This is a genomic window from Yersinia frederiksenii ATCC 33641 (assembly GCF_000754805.1).
In the GTDB taxonomy this organism is placed as follows: Bacteria; Pseudomonadota; Gammaproteobacteria; order Enterobacterales; family Enterobacteriaceae; genus Yersinia; species Yersinia frederiksenii.
The window spans coordinates 4217115-4232800 of sequence record NZ_KN150731.1 but is presented as its reverse complement, the minus strand read 5'-3'; the positions used below and the strand labels follow the sequence as shown (position 1 = coordinate 4232800).

Below are 15686 nucleotides of genomic sequence, written 5' to 3'. Positions count from 1 at the left end.
TTACTCTATCGTTAAATTGAAATAAACTTGGCCAGCAACATTTCCTGATGTGATGTTTTTTCTATCTGAATCCACTATGTATATTTGAGCAAAATAGTTCAGATCTTTATGTTCATCTACGTTAAATATAATTTCGGATGATTTTGTACCATCCACCTGTTGAGCAATAATCCCATTCCCAGTTAACATCCTTGTCCCTATTCCTTTCGCACCACCATTTTCAACGGGAATAGTATTTCGGATAACCCCTCTAGAGGAACCTACAGGTTGTTGTTCAACAGTGGTAAATGCTATTTTTACAGAAGACGCCTGTGGACAATATACTGAGATTGAAAATGGAACTTGAGTTCCATGTTTATTACCTGTATTGAAATCAGAAAGAGGATAGCTGCCCAAATCAATATTTAAATTTGAATTTGCGATCATGCAGGAACGTACAACAACTGAAGTATTGGCTGTTAACACTATAGATAATAATGTTACACTATTGCTTGTCTCCTCAGCTGCAGTAAGGACAACCTTTGCAATTTCACCCTGGGGGATATCCCCCGCTGTTATTTTTCCGATTTGAATAAATTCGATTAATAAACTGTCGTTATTTATGGTGCAAGGCGATTGACAATCTTGAATCGTTGGAAAATAAGCAGCGTCACGGCTAACGGGCCATTTTATTCTGATTCCTACACCACCAATTTCAGTACTGTATACATCAGGAAGAGCTGATAAAGAATTACCGCGCGTATAAGTAGACGTTAGGCGGGTTTTTACCCCCCCCCCACAGGTATAATTTAATGTATTAACGGGAATAAGCCGCGATCCAAGAACAGTATCTATTGCTCCATTTTCTGCTGGGTTAAGAACCAATTGAGGCATAGCAACCGTTGCTACATTTCCCGAACAGGTTGCAGCTATTACACTCGAACTCATCCAACCTAACGACAAAGCAATAAGGGTTAACATCCTAATAATTAACATATAACATTCACCTCAATTAGGTTGGCTACTTTCATTACGACAAATAGTGTTGACGATTTTTATGTTTTCATAGTCAGAATAGAGTTCAGGTATATAGTTGATAAAACATTTCTGTATGCCTTCTTTACTGTTCCAAACAATAGTAATACTCTGCGATTTCTCACTCGAGAGAATGATATTCCCACCTTGACCAACCACACCTAGTGAATCACCAGCAGCATTATAGGCGTTGGCACCAAAGGGGATATAGTGTCCTTCTTCATTCTTAATCTTAAGAATTTGGTTATTAATATTTTTAGTATCAAACTTCACCAATACAGAAGCACCTGCTGTTGGCACTATTTTAATTCTATCCTCTTCAATCTCTATATTAGTTGGCATATCTTTTACATTAAGAGAGATATCATTATATTGAAATGGTGACAAATACGGTAAAATAGCATATCCATTTTTAGCTACCCGTGCATTTGTATAAGGATAAATACTGGCTCCAGTCGCACCTTTGGCTTCAATAATACCCAGGGTATCGCTAATAGAATGCGATAGGTTCACTCCGCCAGCATGCACGACAATACCACTACTTAAATTTACTGAAGCCATAGAGTTCGATCTACCTTGGCTATAACCAAGATTTATTAATGATGTGTTACCACTATATCCACCGTTAACGCCGAAATTGCGATCACTATTGCTTGTTCCATCGATCCAAGATCCATAGTTATATTCTTGATGTTCGCCCACAGTACCACTAATCACTGTTTTTAATCGGGACTCGCGATCATTATGACTTATTGTCGACGTTAATCTTGGCCTATTACGATAACTTGAAGCCGTATCTAATGGAATGCTGAGTGATAAACGTAAGGTATTCTCACCATTACCATAGCGATTATTTAACCGATTAAAACCTAAGCTATAATTGACTGACCCTACCGAGTTTGCATAGCCAACTTGGTAGTTTAACGTATTCTTCTCATTAACATCTTTATGCCAGTATCGACCATAGTAGGTTGTTAAAAAGAGGCTTCCCCAACCAGCGGATAGATTTTGATTTATATTTGCTTCAAGTACTTCGCGATAATTTTCAGTCCGAATACCTTTGCCACTCTTTTGGGCCTCAACGGTATTAAGCGCATCCATTAATGTAAAATAATTACTACTCGAATAGCGATATGCCATTAAGCTAAAATTAGTTTTTGTTGGTTCAACGACCTTCGCCAGGCTTACTTTAAAACTCATATTGCAAAATGTAGAGTCACATTGCGATTCATCATCTGCTTTAACTGAAGTTGAAGAACGTGTCGCATCAAAACTTAACGCACCGATTGGTGTATTAAATGCAACCCCACCAAGCAATGCAAAATAATCAGTTGATATAGTTTTCTGTATACCACCATAGCCAGTAATATAATTATTAAATCCATATTGATAGCTCCCCTCAAATAATATGGGTGGATCACTAAGGTTTGAACTTCTTATTTCACCTACTGTGGCCGTGTATCTTGAGTATCCTTCACGTAAAAGTTGAGGAATACTAGAATAAGGTACAACTTGTACTCTTATATTTCCGTTTGCTTCTCTGATAGTTACTTCAAGATTCCCACCATAACCGGCTGTATTTAAGTCATTTATAATAAACTCGCCAGGGGGAACATTTGTTTCATGGATAACATTGCCATTTTGTCGGATGGTGACCAAGGCATTACTGTCGGCGACCCCTCTGATTACTGGTGCATATCCCCGCATAGAATTTGGCAGCATGCGATCATCAGTATATAGACTGGCCCCCCGAAGTGGCGTGGTATTAAACATAGCCCCAGTAGTATTCACATCTCCAAGGATAAATTGTGACTGATTGGCTGCGAATGATCTCTGTATATAAGCAGATTGGTTATTCCACGTTACACTTTCATCACTACTACTATTTGCCATACCATTAGTATAAAATCGCCATGGTCCTAGCTTTGCTGATGTATTCAAGCTGCCATAATAAAATTGTTTATTTTTTTTATGATCATTATATTCAGATGAGTTTTTATAATTAGATGCATTAAAACTATAAGCTAAGGTTAATGCTGGTACACCCTCATCCCATAACTCTGGTCTAATATATCCATTAGGCATACTCTCCACATAGACCTGTGGTATCGTCAGATATAGTTTCTGATCGCTATCGTCAAAAGTTATTGTTGCATCTGGGATAATATCGTTAATTAAGATGCAACCATTGCTTTGCCAGTCCTGAGGGAGCATGCTCAGTCTTACACCAAAAGCCAGTATATCTTTCGGAGTGAAACAAGGTTGAATACCTTGTTCTTTATCTGTTTCAATAAAGTTTACATTTAAACTTTCAATATTTTTTGAGTTTAAATTCATTTCTACATAATACTTTCCAGCTTTTACTGTATCTTCACCATCAAAATCCTCTAAATTAATCCCATGCTCATAAAACTTCATAAAGCCAGACTTAAATTTAACCTGTCCCTGTGGAATAGAATTATATTTCCCCACAGCAAGTGACTGCAGTGGGAAAAAAGATAGGGTAATACCAAAAATGAAAAATTTCATTATAATCATAGCACCTGTATTGTTATTTTATATTTAATTTATTACTCTAATATTATTTCCTTTTCTACAAATGCACCTAAATCAGTAATATAACTATAAAATAATTTAATAGGCTGATTACTAAGGTCTGTAACCTTAAAATCAAATTCATAGTTCGAATAAGGAAGGATCATCCCTCCCGTTAAATCAATTTTCTTGCTGCCATCAGTTACTACAAATTTACCGATTGATATGTGATACGGTGACTTATTCTCACCTTTGATATTAATCGTCTTACCTGTCCTTTTTGCCACCCAACTAACACTTTCTGCCGCAACTCTTGGATCTGAAGATAAGCCTATCGGACGATATAAGAACTTTAAGCGTGTACGAAATGCAAGATTTAGCTTATTTTTTGCATTATCGTTTTCCACCTCTGGTGGTATATCAAGCACATTTACCCAGAGCAATGTCTCTCTATCACGGGGAAACTTTACTTTTGCTTCTTCTGTTTTAAAAACTCTAAACGACTTTCCTTTCCCCGCATTTATTCGCGAAACTGGAGGGCTAATAACAAAAGGCAAATCTTCTTTTTCCACATCACCAGAATCTATGGAATCCCTATCAGATTCTAACCACACTTGGACTAATGAGGGGAGATCCCCAATATTATTGACTCTAATAACTTGTTCTTTACTTTTTTCATCAAAAATTATTCGCGTTGCTGTAATTTGAATAGAGGCATAGGCCGAATATCCTCCACACGCAAAATAAACTATTAGAAGTATTTTTAATAACTTCATTTCCTACATCCTAAAACCATTGAAAAAAGATAATAATCGGGGACTGGCTCTTAAAGAACAAGCCCCCAAAAATTAGTTATAAACTATAGAATAAATAAGACTTGATTCTACATTACCCGCAGTCACCACACCGGTGGCTACATATTCTGCCCAATAATCAAATCGAGCACTGTTACCTGAAATAGTTTGTTCTTGATGTTTATCATTTGCTTCCGCTAAATTTAAAGGAGTAGTATCTTTATTTAGAATACTAATTTGCACATTAGCAGCAGCGTCTACAGCAGAATTCTTCAAATAGCCAGTGCTATCGTCAATCGTGCCTCTGGCTCTTTCAAAATTCACATTTGCTTTTGCACCATTAGTACATTCTGCTCCTGTTAGTGCTATATAAAATTTAGTTGCTTGCGCACGTTGACCAACACTTGATAATGCAGAAGTACTGACAGTTTTAAGAGGAACGGTAAAATCATTATTTCCAGTGCTCCCTGCTTCTGTTCCACCAGTTATTTCACAAGTAACAGCAGAGACTGCTCCCGTAAAAGTAATGGTGCCATCTTCAGCCGCAGCTTGAGGTGAAGTAGAGAGTACTGAAAATGCGAAACACACAATGGTGGCAATTTTTGTTCTTAAATTACCACCATCCTTAATAATATCTTTATTCCTTTTGCACATAACTAAACTTCCACTCTTCGTTTTTTAAGAGGTGGGATTATTACTTCATGTCTGCAAAAAATAAAATAAAATAGTTTTAATTAATTCTTAACTAGCACAATATATATAGTTAAGATAGATAACTTAAATTTTTCAGTTGCCTACCCTACTTAACGGCAATCCAAAATTCAAACTCAACATATTGATTAATATTAAAAATATCATTTTTACCATCCTCTTGATAACCTAAAGACATGTATGAGTACAATACTCACACTTTGGCTTCCTTAATTAATTTATATCTATTTAAAATGTGGGGATATACTGATTAAAACGTGGGGATATACTGAAAAATTAGATGAATACATTAGAAGAGGCATTGATCGCTCAAAAAACAACCTGGTTATACAGCATTACTATCTGACGTACGGTAACGCAGCATTATCTATTTAGTGAGTCAAAATCATAAAATAACTCTGTCTTACATACATTTTTACTGTTGTTTATGATTTCATTTTTACACGATGTTAGTGAAATAGTGGAGTGAAGTTCACTCAGAGAGATATAAAGATAGGGATAAACTTGGCAAGATGATAGAGTGCCCTCTAAAAAAACATCTATATCGGGGATGATTGAATTCATATCATTACTATTATCATAATATATGAAACACTTTTCATTTATATGACTAAAGGAAAATCCATCAGACTTTCTTGCAACAAAATAACCAGGTTGTGATTTTATAAAAAAGTACAGTAAAATTAGTATAAAACAACCCCCCATAATTATTGAATATACAATAATCATCTTTTTTTTTGTTTTGTTATCGTTACACTCTAAACTGATATTTTTCACAATCTCGTTATCAGTCATATTCTCTATAACTGTTGCCATAGTAAAAATAAAACCTTTCCCCCTAACCGTTGTTACAGACTCACCGGTAACACCAACATCTTTGAGTGCTTTTCGTAATAAAGAGATATTTTGATACAACGTGTTAGGAGTGACACTCGAACCTTTTTCGCCCCAGGCAATATTATAAAGTTCACTTTGTGAAATTGTTATTCCCACTCGGGAGACAAAAGCCTCTAATAATTGTGCCGTAGGGGAATTAAGTTTAACTGTATTACCTGTTAATAGTGAAGATACTATACCGCTGCCAGGATAGAATATGACATCCCCATTGATAACATAGCTTTTATCCATTCTTATCTCCATTTTCCTTGTCTACTTACTAAATTATTTCACCAAATATTTTAATCTATTTTTATGTGGCGTTAATCTGGTCAGCATAACATATCTTATAAAGGTGAATGAACTCTGACCTCTTCTTATATTGCATGGTTAATCGAGTACGATTCTAGATTAAGAATTATCTGGCAATAATATTTGCTCCTATTGAAAATTATCTTTCTATTATAACAATGGTATTCGTTCCTCCCAGTGAGCAACTCGCAACTGGCTACCCAGTAGCGGCCAGTGTGCTACTTTCGGCTTTGTTGAATAAATCGAGTTTAGATAAAACTACCCCATATCAATCATTATCTCAGGCAATCCGCACACTTTTTGGCATCCCTGCACGCGTCATTTTGTTTAAGGCACGGATCATGGCCATAGCCTCACCAACCTGCGTATCGTAGTCACGCAGCGTTAGATGCCCACCGAACAGTTGTTTAACCCGGTACATCGCCGTTTCGGCCACCGACCGCCGGTTATGTTAGTACCGATGTAAAAATGTAGTGGCATAGTGAATTTGGCCACCTGAATAGAGGTGATATCATCGCCTCATAGTCACAAATAGGTGACATTATGACCGGACGTAACAGACGTAATTTTAGCCCAGAGTTTCGCCCCGAAGCCGCCCAGCTTGCATTCGATCAGCATTACACCGTTGCCGCCGCTGCCACGGCAATGAATGTCGGCAAATCCACGATGGATAAGTGGCTCTGCCAGCTGAAAGAAAAACGAGCGGGAAAATCACCCATAGCTTCACCCATGACACCTGAGCAGATTGAAATACGCGAGCTGAAGAGAAAGCTTCAACGCATTGAAATGGAAAGAGATATATTAAAAAATACCACCGCGTTCTTGATGTCAGACTCCTTGAACAGTTCTCATTAGTTGAGAAACTCAGAGCGCGGTTTCCCGTTGTGTGCAATGTGTTTGGGGCTCATCGCAGCAGCTATAAATACTGGCGGCAGCCAAAGAAGTCTGATACCACACGCGTGGCATTACTCAGTCTTGTTCGTGAAAGCTATCGCGAAAGTAATGGTTCTGCAGGTGCACGCAATATTGCCGCGATGGTCACCACCAGAGGCGTAAAACTGAGCCGCTGGCGGGCAACAAAGCTAATGAAAGAACTTAATCTCATCAGCAGCCTAGCCATCGATATAAGAAGGCGTCTAAGGAACACGTAGAGACCTCCAATTATCTGGAACGCCAGTTTGCAGTGACAGAGCCTAATCAGACCTGGTGCGGCGATGTGACTTATATCTGGGCGGGTAAACGCTGGGCTTATTTAGCCGTTGTGCTTGATCTGTTTTCCCGTAAACCGGTTGGCTGGGCGATGTCATTTTTCCCGGACTCTGCACTGACAGCGAAAGCGCTGTCCATGGCCTGGGAAGCGCGAGGAAAGCCCGCTAATTTGCTGTATCACTCGGGCAAGGTAGCCACTATACCGGCAGGAATTTCAGACAGTTACTGTGGAGATATCAGATAAAGCAAGGCCGGAGTCGCCGGGGGAATTGCAGGGATAACAGTCCAATGGAACGTTTTTTAGAAGTCTGAAAACAGAATGGGGGTCGGATAATGGATACGCTAACTTTAGCGAAGCCAGCACAGCGATAACGAATTACATAACGGGATATTACAGCCAGCTCAGACCTCATCAATATAACGGTGGTTTGACCCCGAATGAATCAGAACGATTGTTCTGGAAAAACTCTAAAGTCGTGGCCAGTTTTTGTTGACCACTACAAATCGCTATATAACTTGAATCTAGCTAATCCTATCTATATAGGCCATATGGAATGGTCTTATTTCCTATCATAAAGCTAACAACAATGCTGAGCTGATTTATTGCTTCCCCCCACTACCGGCCGCCAACTAATAATTCCATCGAGCCGACCTTTACAGACCTGCAGCTCACGTTTCAAAATCAACACATAGAGCCCACTATCACCCTATGTAATACCGACGAACTCCGACACCTCACCTTCAGTGAATGCTGATTCGGGTGATAGTAATAGAGGACAAGTTGCTGGTAAATATCGACCTGCAGCACAAGGTTGCATGGATACATCCGAATCTGGTTAGGCAATTGAGTCGCTCTCAATGACACCGCTTGCCGAGTACTTCGCGATCAGATTGGTTATCACAAGAAATGGGCGTCAGGGAATCAATTGAAATGGTACAGAAGTATGCACACCTATCACCAAACCATTTAACTGAACATGCGCGAAAAATTGATGAGGTAATGGGGACTCATGTCACGAATCTAACACTTTTGAAAAACGTCGCTGAAAATTAGGAGTTAAATCGAGGGTAAGTCATTGATTTTAATACCCTACAGGATTCGAATACAGACCCTACAACCCTTGTTATTACAGCATTTTCACCTGTTCGAAAAACGCCAGAGCCCCCAATTAGGCCCCCAATCGTATTTTGCTGAAAACCTCAGCAATTTCGAGCCCGATGATTGTAACGATGAACTACCGCGCTGCCAACATCCCCGGATAGTGTTTAGCAATAATATCATTCAGCTTATCAACCAGTTCAGGTTGCTTAAACATGATATGCGCTGTTCCTTTCTGAAAGTATTTTATCGTAAACATCTCATCCTCATACCGGGTGCTGTGCCGGTCCTCGTTGATATGATCGCCCAGACGACAGGTAACGTCAGCGCGACTGTCAGGAATGGACTGACCATCAAGGAGCATCAGCATGCGCTCAAGGTCCGCTAACCGGTCACGTTGCCAGCCCCAGTTAAGCCCAAATCCCCACTGGTCACATTTGACCAGTCCTGTCACGATGATTTTCTTGCCAAACTTGCAGGGGTTGTTCGTCTTAAAATCCCAGCTCAGGCCTTTAAATACGTTGATGATACCCCGTTCAAATACGTCACCTTTACTCTGATGCAACTGCTCAAACGTACTGAGAATATTGGCTTCGCTGACGGCAGGAATGTCATCCTTTTCCAAGCTGTTGTACCACTGGTCACGAGCCTGAGCATCCATGACGGAAAGCATTCCCGACTTTTTCATTAAATCCCTCCAGATACTGCGATCGAGATTGCGGGTAATGGCTTTCATCGCCGTTTCTGATTTCTCCATTAACCAGCAGCCGCAGCGAAAGTCCTGCTTCATGGCCCAGTCCAAGGCGGTTTTGCCGCCGATACCGCTGGTCAGCGTCGATATATGGGCAACTTGCTGGATTAGCGTGTCTATTTGTTTTAGCGCTGCGTTACGTCCGGTAACGATGCGTTCAATACTGGTGGAGCAGATAATATCGGTATGGCCGGTCAGAACCTGCGGCTCGTCGATAGCTGCGCTGAGTGAAGTAGACATCGTAGGGACTCCATAAAAGCAAAACGCCAACTCTTGTTGTTGGCGTCGAGGAAGAGGGATGTTTCAGGTGCCTGTGTCTGTTGTTCAAGACAGTTTTTGATACACCGCGATATAGAGATAACCGTGACTGCCCAGCGTATCCGCGTCGCATGTAAAACCAGCGTGCTGGACAGTTACGCAGTGCTGATGGCGCTGATCGAGTTCACCGGAACGCAGGCGAGCCTCCAGGTGTTGAATCAGTACAGGGAAAACGGTATCCAACGTTTGGAGGATATCTGGAGCGAATGTGCCGACAAAACCGGCACGGTCAGCCAGAAAATGCAGATGCGTTCCCTCCTGAACCAGTCGGGCCCCCAACCGTGGCGTAATATCACGTTTCAGGCCCCATGCAGAGGCAGCAGTAATGTTGTTATTCATGGTAATTATCTCTGTGGGGTTTGGGGGATTAGGTCGGGTACAGCAAAGTGGGTGGAAAATGAGCACGCCACAGACCCGCAGCCTGGCGTGCGCGGGCGATATCCCCCTTACTCAGCATCGGGTCTTGTGCCAGTGCGCTGAACCCGGTACGACCCATTCGCACTAAGGCATATTTCTCAACCAGTGTGTTGATGGTGTCGCCGACTGAAATCCCTTGTTCTATCTGCTGCGCAATCGCCTGTTCATCGTGATAGGGCGTATCGTTGAGGCTCAGACCATAGTGATGCTCCAGCAGGAAAACGAGCAGTTGTTGATAAATCGCAGACACGGGCAATGCGCCCGGTGGAGTGGCACGTGGTTTCATGGGAATGTTCTCAATATGGATAATGCGGGATTACGTCAGGAGACGAGCGGTGGTATCACCAGTTAAATGTGGCGAAACCGGGCAACACATCGCCCAGAGCATCAATATGCAGGTAGGTTAGCCCATGGTGTTTCATTAATGTGGTGACCAGACGGCGGCAGGCTTTGGAGAGGCCCAACTGTCTGAGCCGCAATACTGGTGGGTCCAGGCATCTAATCTCATCAGGTAACCGGTGCAGGTGAAATGTATCCACTCACTATCGCTGAACGCAGCCTGGCAATGCGAAATCCGGTACAGCAGTGCATTATCGTGCTCGGTGATGTGTGCGGTACTGCATTGCCGACCGCGAAGGGTCAGGATGTTGGTTTGTTGGATAGTCGTTAACATGGCAGCCACCCCAACTCGGCTAACGAAACCGGCTCGCTCTCACCGATAATCAGGTGGTCCAGTACGCGGATGTCGACCATGTTCAGCGCATTAACCAGCCGGGTAGTTAGTGTGCGGTCAGCCTGACTCGGTGTGGGGTCTCCGGCTGGATGATTGTGGGCGATGACAACAGCAGCACAGTGGTGATGCAGTGCCCGAATAACGACTTCACGCGGGTAAACGGTGGTGGCATTAAAGGTACCGATAGACATCGTTTCACTGGCCATCAAGCGGTGGCGATTATCGAGATATAACACCATAAAACATTCCTGCCCCTGAGGCCGGAGATGGAGTTGTAGCCAGGCTTTGACTGCCTCGGGTGAGGTTAAGGTGTAGGGCCGGTGTCGGAGTTGAGTTTCCAGTATCGCCAGTGCCTGGCTGATAATCTGTTGCTGGGCAAAAGGCAACGCGGGGAGTGAAGCACGCATAGGCAGATGTAACATGGGGGGACTCCTGCTCATCAGTCAATCAGGGAGAAAATGGCGCGGCTGTCGGGATGGTGGAGTGCGTATTCCCGCAGGCGGTAGAAATGGTCGGTCATGGTCTCGCTCTCGGTGCTGCAGGCACAGTGGCTGTAGGCCATCAGGCAGGCGGTGATCCCGGCAGCTTCAGCACACATTTCAGCACCGTTACCGTTCATGCTGTTGAACAGCGTCCATTTTTCATTAGCGTCGGCTTCTGGGGCTATAAAGGCACCACCGTTATTGAGGGTGTAAAAATCCCATAATCCACCGTGGTAGTCGTCACACAACCGGTCCAGCCAACGAAAAACCTGTGGTTCAATCAACGCCCATTTGGGCACCTGACCAAAGTATTTTGGCCAGAAATGGATGCGTTGCGCATCAGAAACCCGGGTAGCGGTGAGTTCGTTTGTTTCGGTATTGCTGTGTTGGTTCATAGGAAAAACCCTTGTGTCATAAGCGATTAATAACAAAACAGGCCCCACCGGAAAACCGGGGGAGCCTGTTTGTAGGGGGGATAAAAGTGAGTAAGTACTTACCGGGGGAGTGATCAGTCGTGTGCTGGCTGGGGAGCGGTGAACATCAGTTGCAGTTGGGGACAGGACTGTGCGTAGCCATCAGCGTCAAAACAGGCAGGCCAGTCATTGTCTTCGGTAATCAACCGGCACAGGCTGGTTTCACCGGGGCGGTAATACAGATTGCTGCACCAGGCACATAAATCATCATCCGATATTGACCGGGTACCCGAGCAGTGGCTCAAATCATGCGGGTGGAGCGATGCCTGAATGGCATTGCCGGGGATTGTCGTCACAGCCAGCCACGCTCGGCAAACGACACCTGCGCCCCCTGACCCAGCACGATGTGATCTAAAACCTTCACATCAATAAGGTTGAGTGCCGTACGTACTCTGTCAGTCATCTGCCGGTCGTAATTACTGGGTTCGGGGATACCGGAGGGATGGTTGTGTGCGAGTATTACCGCAGCGGTATTGTGGTAAAGCGCGGTTTTAACGATTTCGCGGGGGTAGACGGCGGTTTGATTAAGGGTACCGAGAGAGGCCGTTTCACAATGGATTAGGCGGTGCTGGTTATCCAGATGCATCACCATAAATAGTTCTCTTTCTTGCTGCTCCAGCTGTAAACGCAAATACTGTTTCACTTCCGTTGTGGAGGGAAAGATAACTGACTTTCGTTTTAACTGTTTATCCAGCAGCAATAACGCCATCGTGATAATACGCTGTTGCAGGCTTTCATCTTGCATGGCTAACTCCTGTAAAAATAAAACCCCTGTTCGGTGATATAGCGGTTTTATAATTAAAATGATTAATGTCCTATAACGGCATAAAAGCAGATATCCCCTAATCGGGATATCTGCTCGTTTATTAGGTTGCATTTATTAACATCAGTGAGATGTATTCTATGGCAAACAATCCGTAAGGAGGGAAACCTTTAGGAAGGGCGGTTTTATGGGGGTAATTAATACGGCAGTATTAATACATCCTGTTGTTTGATTCCCCTGTATAGGGAAATGATATTATCCGTGATAATACACTTCTTATTTAAGGCTATTGGTGCAGGTCAGTTAATAGTGTCATAGAACAAACCCAATTTGGGGTAATAGAAAACATGATCCTTACAGGTAAGCACATTGATATCTACCGTTGCGCCGTCGAACTCACTTTTATACGTGCACATTTTCAAACCACCGCCAGCTGGGCTGTTTTGCTGTTTCACCAGACGATACAGAATGTAGTCCCCCTCCCGTTTGGCCTGAGCAGGCGCGGCCAACAACATCAGGGAGATAACGAGAGTGGAAAAAAGCAACAGCGTCTGTCTGAGGTCCATATTCACTCCCCTTTGGTGATATTATGAGTACCAGAGGTACTCTCCGGCATCGTTGTGTGGCCATAGATGATGGTATGTTTTGCCAACGCATCAGGCAGGGCATTGATGCAATACACAACGTAATAGACATTAAATACCAGGGTATAGAATACATTCATTTTTAATTCAAAACGGAATGTCTGTAACGCATAGTGTTGCAATGCTGTCCGAGCTTTGAATGCCCAGATGATATATAAAACAGACCCTCCCAGCGTCAATAGCCCCGCCAAGATGGTCAGCGTTTCTCCGGCGGCGTTATAACCGTATTCGTCAGGACGGCTTAATCCAGGCAAAACCCGCGACAGCCCTGTGCATACGGCTATCCAAATGATGAAACTCGCACTGGAGAAAGTATTCCCGGTGACGCTGAACACGGTGGATTGGTTTTTGTATAACCACAGTAACGGGTAAATGCCGCCCGTCGCTACCGTCAAGAGAGCCAGATGTAATGTGTTCGTCTGAAGCTGTGTTTTTAGCGTGGTCACATCGTGCATGATAAAATCCCTTATCCAATTTTTGATAAAAAGTAAACGCCATACCGCATCAGTTCAGTGGGTAGAGGGCGGTGACCTTGCCGTGAGAGGTGAAGATTAACTGTGTTGCACTGAGTGTGGTTTTTAACTTGCGGTCATCACACGTACCGCTGTCGACCGGCAAGTAACTGCGGTCTTGCTTATTCAATAAGTAATACGACCCGGCGGGGCAACTGGTGCCCGCATCTGCACGAACCAACGCATGATGGGGTGTTTCTGCCATGACAGTATCCAGGGATGTGTTCATGTAATACAGGTTAGGTGCCCCCTTGTTTGTCCAGTGCTCGACCTCTGACAGGTTAATTTCAGCAAAGGCCCCCACGGAGAACGCCCATAACAGGGCGACAATATGTCTTCTTTTCATCGTAATATCCTTTAATGTTGAGCGTTGTTCATTTATCTTTCAGATTAAAAACTAAATTGCGTACAAATTGAAAATGGGGCAGCGCTTTTATAAAGTCCGCTTCTGCCGTTAATGCCGTGATGTATTCCTTTTTAGTAAACCGCCTGGGGGTTAATGTCACATCCGTAATATGGATAAGCAGGAACACCTGAAGCGTGAGATTATGCTCCCCCACCAAATACCAGTAGCCATCGAAATAAACCAATCGGTAAGGTGCAAGATTAAAGTATTCATTTCCCTGCACACTTAATTCAACAAAGACATTATCAATAATGGCCTGGGTTATTCGATAAAATCCGCCGAATAACGCCGGAGGGTTTTTCGGCGGAGCGTGGTAGACCACATAAGGCGACCCCACATTCTTATTGAGCAGGACCGACAATAATTTGCTGTCGAGTGCCGGAAAAAATTGGGCCATATGTGTCACTCTGGCAAAGTGAATAATATCGCCGTCAGTTCGGGACCCGATATGTGATTTGGCGAGCCGATAAATCCCATCGACTTGTTCCAGATCGAGGTATATCAGTCGTTGATTAAAATCACGTCGCAAGGTTCTGGGGGAAACGTTAAATTCACTGGCCAGTGCGTTAATGGATAACCCTTCCCCCATAAATAACCGCCCGATAATCAAGGCCAGTCGGACCGCTAACCGGTCATAGTGCATGCTGACTTCAGACATAAGCCTTGTTCCATTGTTATGTCAGACACGATAGATATCGTCCTTACTGGTATAGCGCTTTTTGGCGCATATACGCGATAAACAGACAGGATGGAATGGTAATGCGATAGGCTGGCCCGGCCAGGTCAGTGGCCAGCCACAATGAGCTCAGCGCCCATCCCACTGGCCCCGCCAGAACACTGATAGCGCGCGTCAGCAATACAAACGCGCCAAACTGCAATCCGCGTCCCAGTAATGCTTTTGCTACCGTGCTCACTACGACGACCGCCAGGCGATAAGCGGCAAAACCCGATGCCCGTATCGCTATCTGAATGGCCATCAGAATCAACTCTGGGGTGGGGTTCGTCAGTTCAATTTCCATGCCACTGGCGAATTCGTTCAATTCGTCAGACGACATTTCGGACAAGCTTGTCTCCAACACCTTCAATAGCATGTTGAGTTCAATATTCTCCGTACTGGTTTTCTTGCTGTAATTCACCTTCATGTTGTCACAGGCATCACACAACAGTTCACGGTACGTCACCCCTTTTCCCCCGCGCAGTACGCTGGCAAAACTGTTGGCACCAAAAGTCTGGACTTCTGCGGCAATGGCCTGCCAATACTGCTGGTGGTCGGGATGGTGACGCTTGTACTCATCGGTGCCGGTCAGTGTCTCTGACCAGCGCAGTGAGCCGTCTTTCGGGTCGTGGGTGAGTAATGACACCAGGAATTCCAAGTCATCGTTGTCGCATTGCCCAAGGAAGCATAAATCAGGGTCAGGGCGGTAAGTGGCCATCGCTACCGTTCTCCAGAATCAAACGTGCAGTTAATCTATTGATTACCTTACACGCCCCCCTGGACAGGGTATGACCACAGGATGAATTATTTTTCAGGGCAGAGAGAGACCGGCCAACCCGCACAGAATCAGCCTTGTGCCGATAAACATGCTTTTTGCAACAGGCGAAACGGGGTTATTGGACATGACCTGTCCAGATGGCCA

General features: G+C 43.7%; 17 protein-coding genes and 4 pseudogenes. 2 read left to right on the top strand and 19 right to left on the bottom strand.

From position 1 onward, the window contains the following. The 6 genes and pseudogenes from DJ58_RS03240 to DJ58_RS0121980 form a co-directional block, all read right to left on the bottom strand. The gene (locus DJ58_RS03240; RefSeq protein WP_032913272.1) at window positions 1-975 is read right to left on the bottom strand and encodes a fimbrial protein; all 975 of its coding nucleotides are present in this window, start codon (window positions 973-975) and stop codon (window positions 1-3) included. A 12-nt stretch (window positions 976-987) separates the two neighbouring features. Continuing rightward, the gene (locus DJ58_RS03245) at window positions 988-3543 is read right to left on the bottom strand and encodes a fimbria/pilus outer membrane usher protein (RefSeq protein ID WP_050413928.1); all 2556 of its coding nucleotides are present in this window, start codon (window positions 3541-3543) and stop codon (window positions 988-990) included. A gap of 41 nt (window positions 3544-3584) precedes the next feature. Beyond that, window positions 3585-4325, bottom strand: coding sequence for a fimbrial biogenesis chaperone (locus DJ58_RS03250; RefSeq protein ID WP_004712452.1), 741 nt, complete (start codon window positions 4323-4325; stop codon window positions 3585-3587). 72 nt (window positions 4326-4397) lie between these two features. Then, the gene (locus DJ58_RS03255; protein WP_004712451.1) at window positions 4398-4997 is read right to left on the bottom strand and encodes a fimbrial protein; all 600 of its coding nucleotides are present in this window, start codon (window positions 4995-4997) and stop codon (window positions 4398-4400) included. Between the two features lie 420 nt (window positions 4998-5417). Continuing rightward, on the bottom strand, window positions 5418-6182 hold the full coding sequence (locus DJ58_RS03260; RefSeq protein ID WP_032912052.1) for a winged helix-turn-helix domain-containing protein: 765 nt from the start codon (window positions 6180-6182) through the stop codon (window positions 5418-5420). A 340-nt stretch (window positions 6183-6522) separates the two neighbouring features. Further along, a pseudogene (locus tag DJ58_RS0121980) lies at window positions 6523-6693 on the bottom strand (IS5/IS1182 family transposase); the annotation flags it as partial. A 92-nt stretch (window positions 6694-6785) separates the two neighbouring features. Between DJ58_RS0121980 and DJ58_RS22950 the strand changes: the two are divergent. Both DJ58_RS22950 and DJ58_RS23940 read left to right on the top strand, forming a co-directional pair. Beyond that, a pseudogene (locus DJ58_RS22950) lies at window positions 6786-7945 on the top strand (IS3 family transposase). A 407-nt stretch (window positions 7946-8352) separates the two neighbouring features. Then, window positions 8353-8505, top strand: a pseudogene (locus tag DJ58_RS23940) (integrase); the annotation flags it as partial. 181 nt (window positions 8506-8686) lie between these two features. On the opposite strand, the gene DJ58_RS03270 reads toward DJ58_RS23940, so the two are convergent. The 13 genes and pseudogenes from DJ58_RS03270 to DJ58_RS03320 all read right to left on the bottom strand — a co-directional run bounded on the left by DJ58_RS03270 (window position 8687) and on the right by DJ58_RS03320 (window position 15482). Further along, on the bottom strand, window positions 8687-9541 hold the full coding sequence (locus tag DJ58_RS03270; RefSeq protein WP_004712445.1) for a DUF4942 domain-containing protein: 855 nt from the start codon (window positions 9539-9541) through the stop codon (window positions 8687-8689). 84 nt (window positions 9542-9625) lie between these two features. Beyond that, window positions 9626-9958 (bottom strand): type IV toxin-antitoxin system YeeU family antitoxin, encoded by a 333-nt coding sequence (locus tag DJ58_RS03275; RefSeq protein WP_004712444.1) that lies wholly within the window; start codon window positions 9956-9958, stop codon window positions 9626-9628. A gap of 28 nt (window positions 9959-9986) precedes the next feature. Then, window positions 9987-10322, bottom strand: coding sequence for a TA system toxin CbtA family protein (locus tag DJ58_RS03280; protein WP_004712443.1), 336 nt, complete (start codon window positions 10320-10322; stop codon window positions 9987-9989). Window positions 10323-10377: 55 nt separating this feature from the next. Then, window positions 10378-10673 (bottom strand): annotated as a pseudogene (locus DJ58_RS23230) (DUF5983 family protein); the annotation flags it as partial. A gap of 29 nt (window positions 10674-10702) precedes the next feature. Further along, complete coding sequence (gene radC, locus DJ58_RS03285; protein ID WP_004712441.1) at window positions 10703-11176, bottom strand: RadC family protein; 474 nt, start codon at window positions 11174-11176, stop codon at window positions 10703-10705. A gap of 32 nt (window positions 11177-11208) precedes the next feature. After that, window positions 11209-11646, bottom strand: a complete 438-nt coding sequence (locus DJ58_RS03290) for an antirestriction protein (RefSeq protein ID WP_004712440.1) — start codon at window positions 11644-11646, stop codon at window positions 11209-11211. Between the two features lie 113 nt (window positions 11647-11759). After that, complete coding sequence (locus tag DJ58_RS0121965) at window positions 11760-12020, bottom strand: hypothetical protein (RefSeq protein WP_032912051.1); 261 nt, start codon at window positions 12018-12020, stop codon at window positions 11760-11762. Then, window positions 12017-12469 (bottom strand): RadC family protein, encoded by a 453-nt coding sequence (gene radC, locus DJ58_RS03295; protein WP_032912049.1) that lies wholly within the window; start codon window positions 12467-12469, stop codon window positions 12017-12019. The genes DJ58_RS0121965 and radC (DJ58_RS03295) overlap by 4 nt, the downstream gene beginning before the upstream one ends. Window positions 12470-12786: 317 nt before the next feature. Continuing rightward, window positions 12787-13053 carry a hypothetical protein gene (locus tag DJ58_RS03300; RefSeq protein WP_032912047.1) on the bottom strand — a complete coding sequence of 89 codons (267 nt, stop codon included), beginning with the start codon at window positions 13051-13053 and terminating at the stop codon, window positions 12787-12789. A 2-nt stretch (window positions 13054-13055) separates the two neighbouring features. Then, complete coding sequence (locus DJ58_RS03305) at window positions 13056-13586, bottom strand: DUF4234 domain-containing protein (RefSeq protein ID WP_004712436.1); 531 nt, start codon at window positions 13584-13586, stop codon at window positions 13056-13058. Between the two features lie 49 nt (window positions 13587-13635). Next, entirely contained in the window at window positions 13636-13989 is a 354-nt protein-coding gene (locus tag DJ58_RS03310) for a hypothetical protein (RefSeq protein ID WP_032912046.1), read from the bottom strand. A 28-nt stretch (window positions 13990-14017) separates the two neighbouring features. Further along, entirely contained in the window at window positions 14018-14707 is a 690-nt protein-coding gene (locus tag DJ58_RS03315; protein WP_004712434.1) for a helix-turn-helix transcriptional regulator, read from the bottom strand. A 43-nt stretch (window positions 14708-14750) separates the two neighbouring features. Beyond that, window positions 14751-15482: a YaaW family protein gene (locus DJ58_RS03320; RefSeq protein WP_004712433.1), complete on the bottom strand. Its 732-nt coding sequence runs from the start codon at window positions 15480-15482 to the stop codon at window positions 14751-14753. Between the last annotated feature and the right edge of the window lie 204 nt (window positions 15483-15686).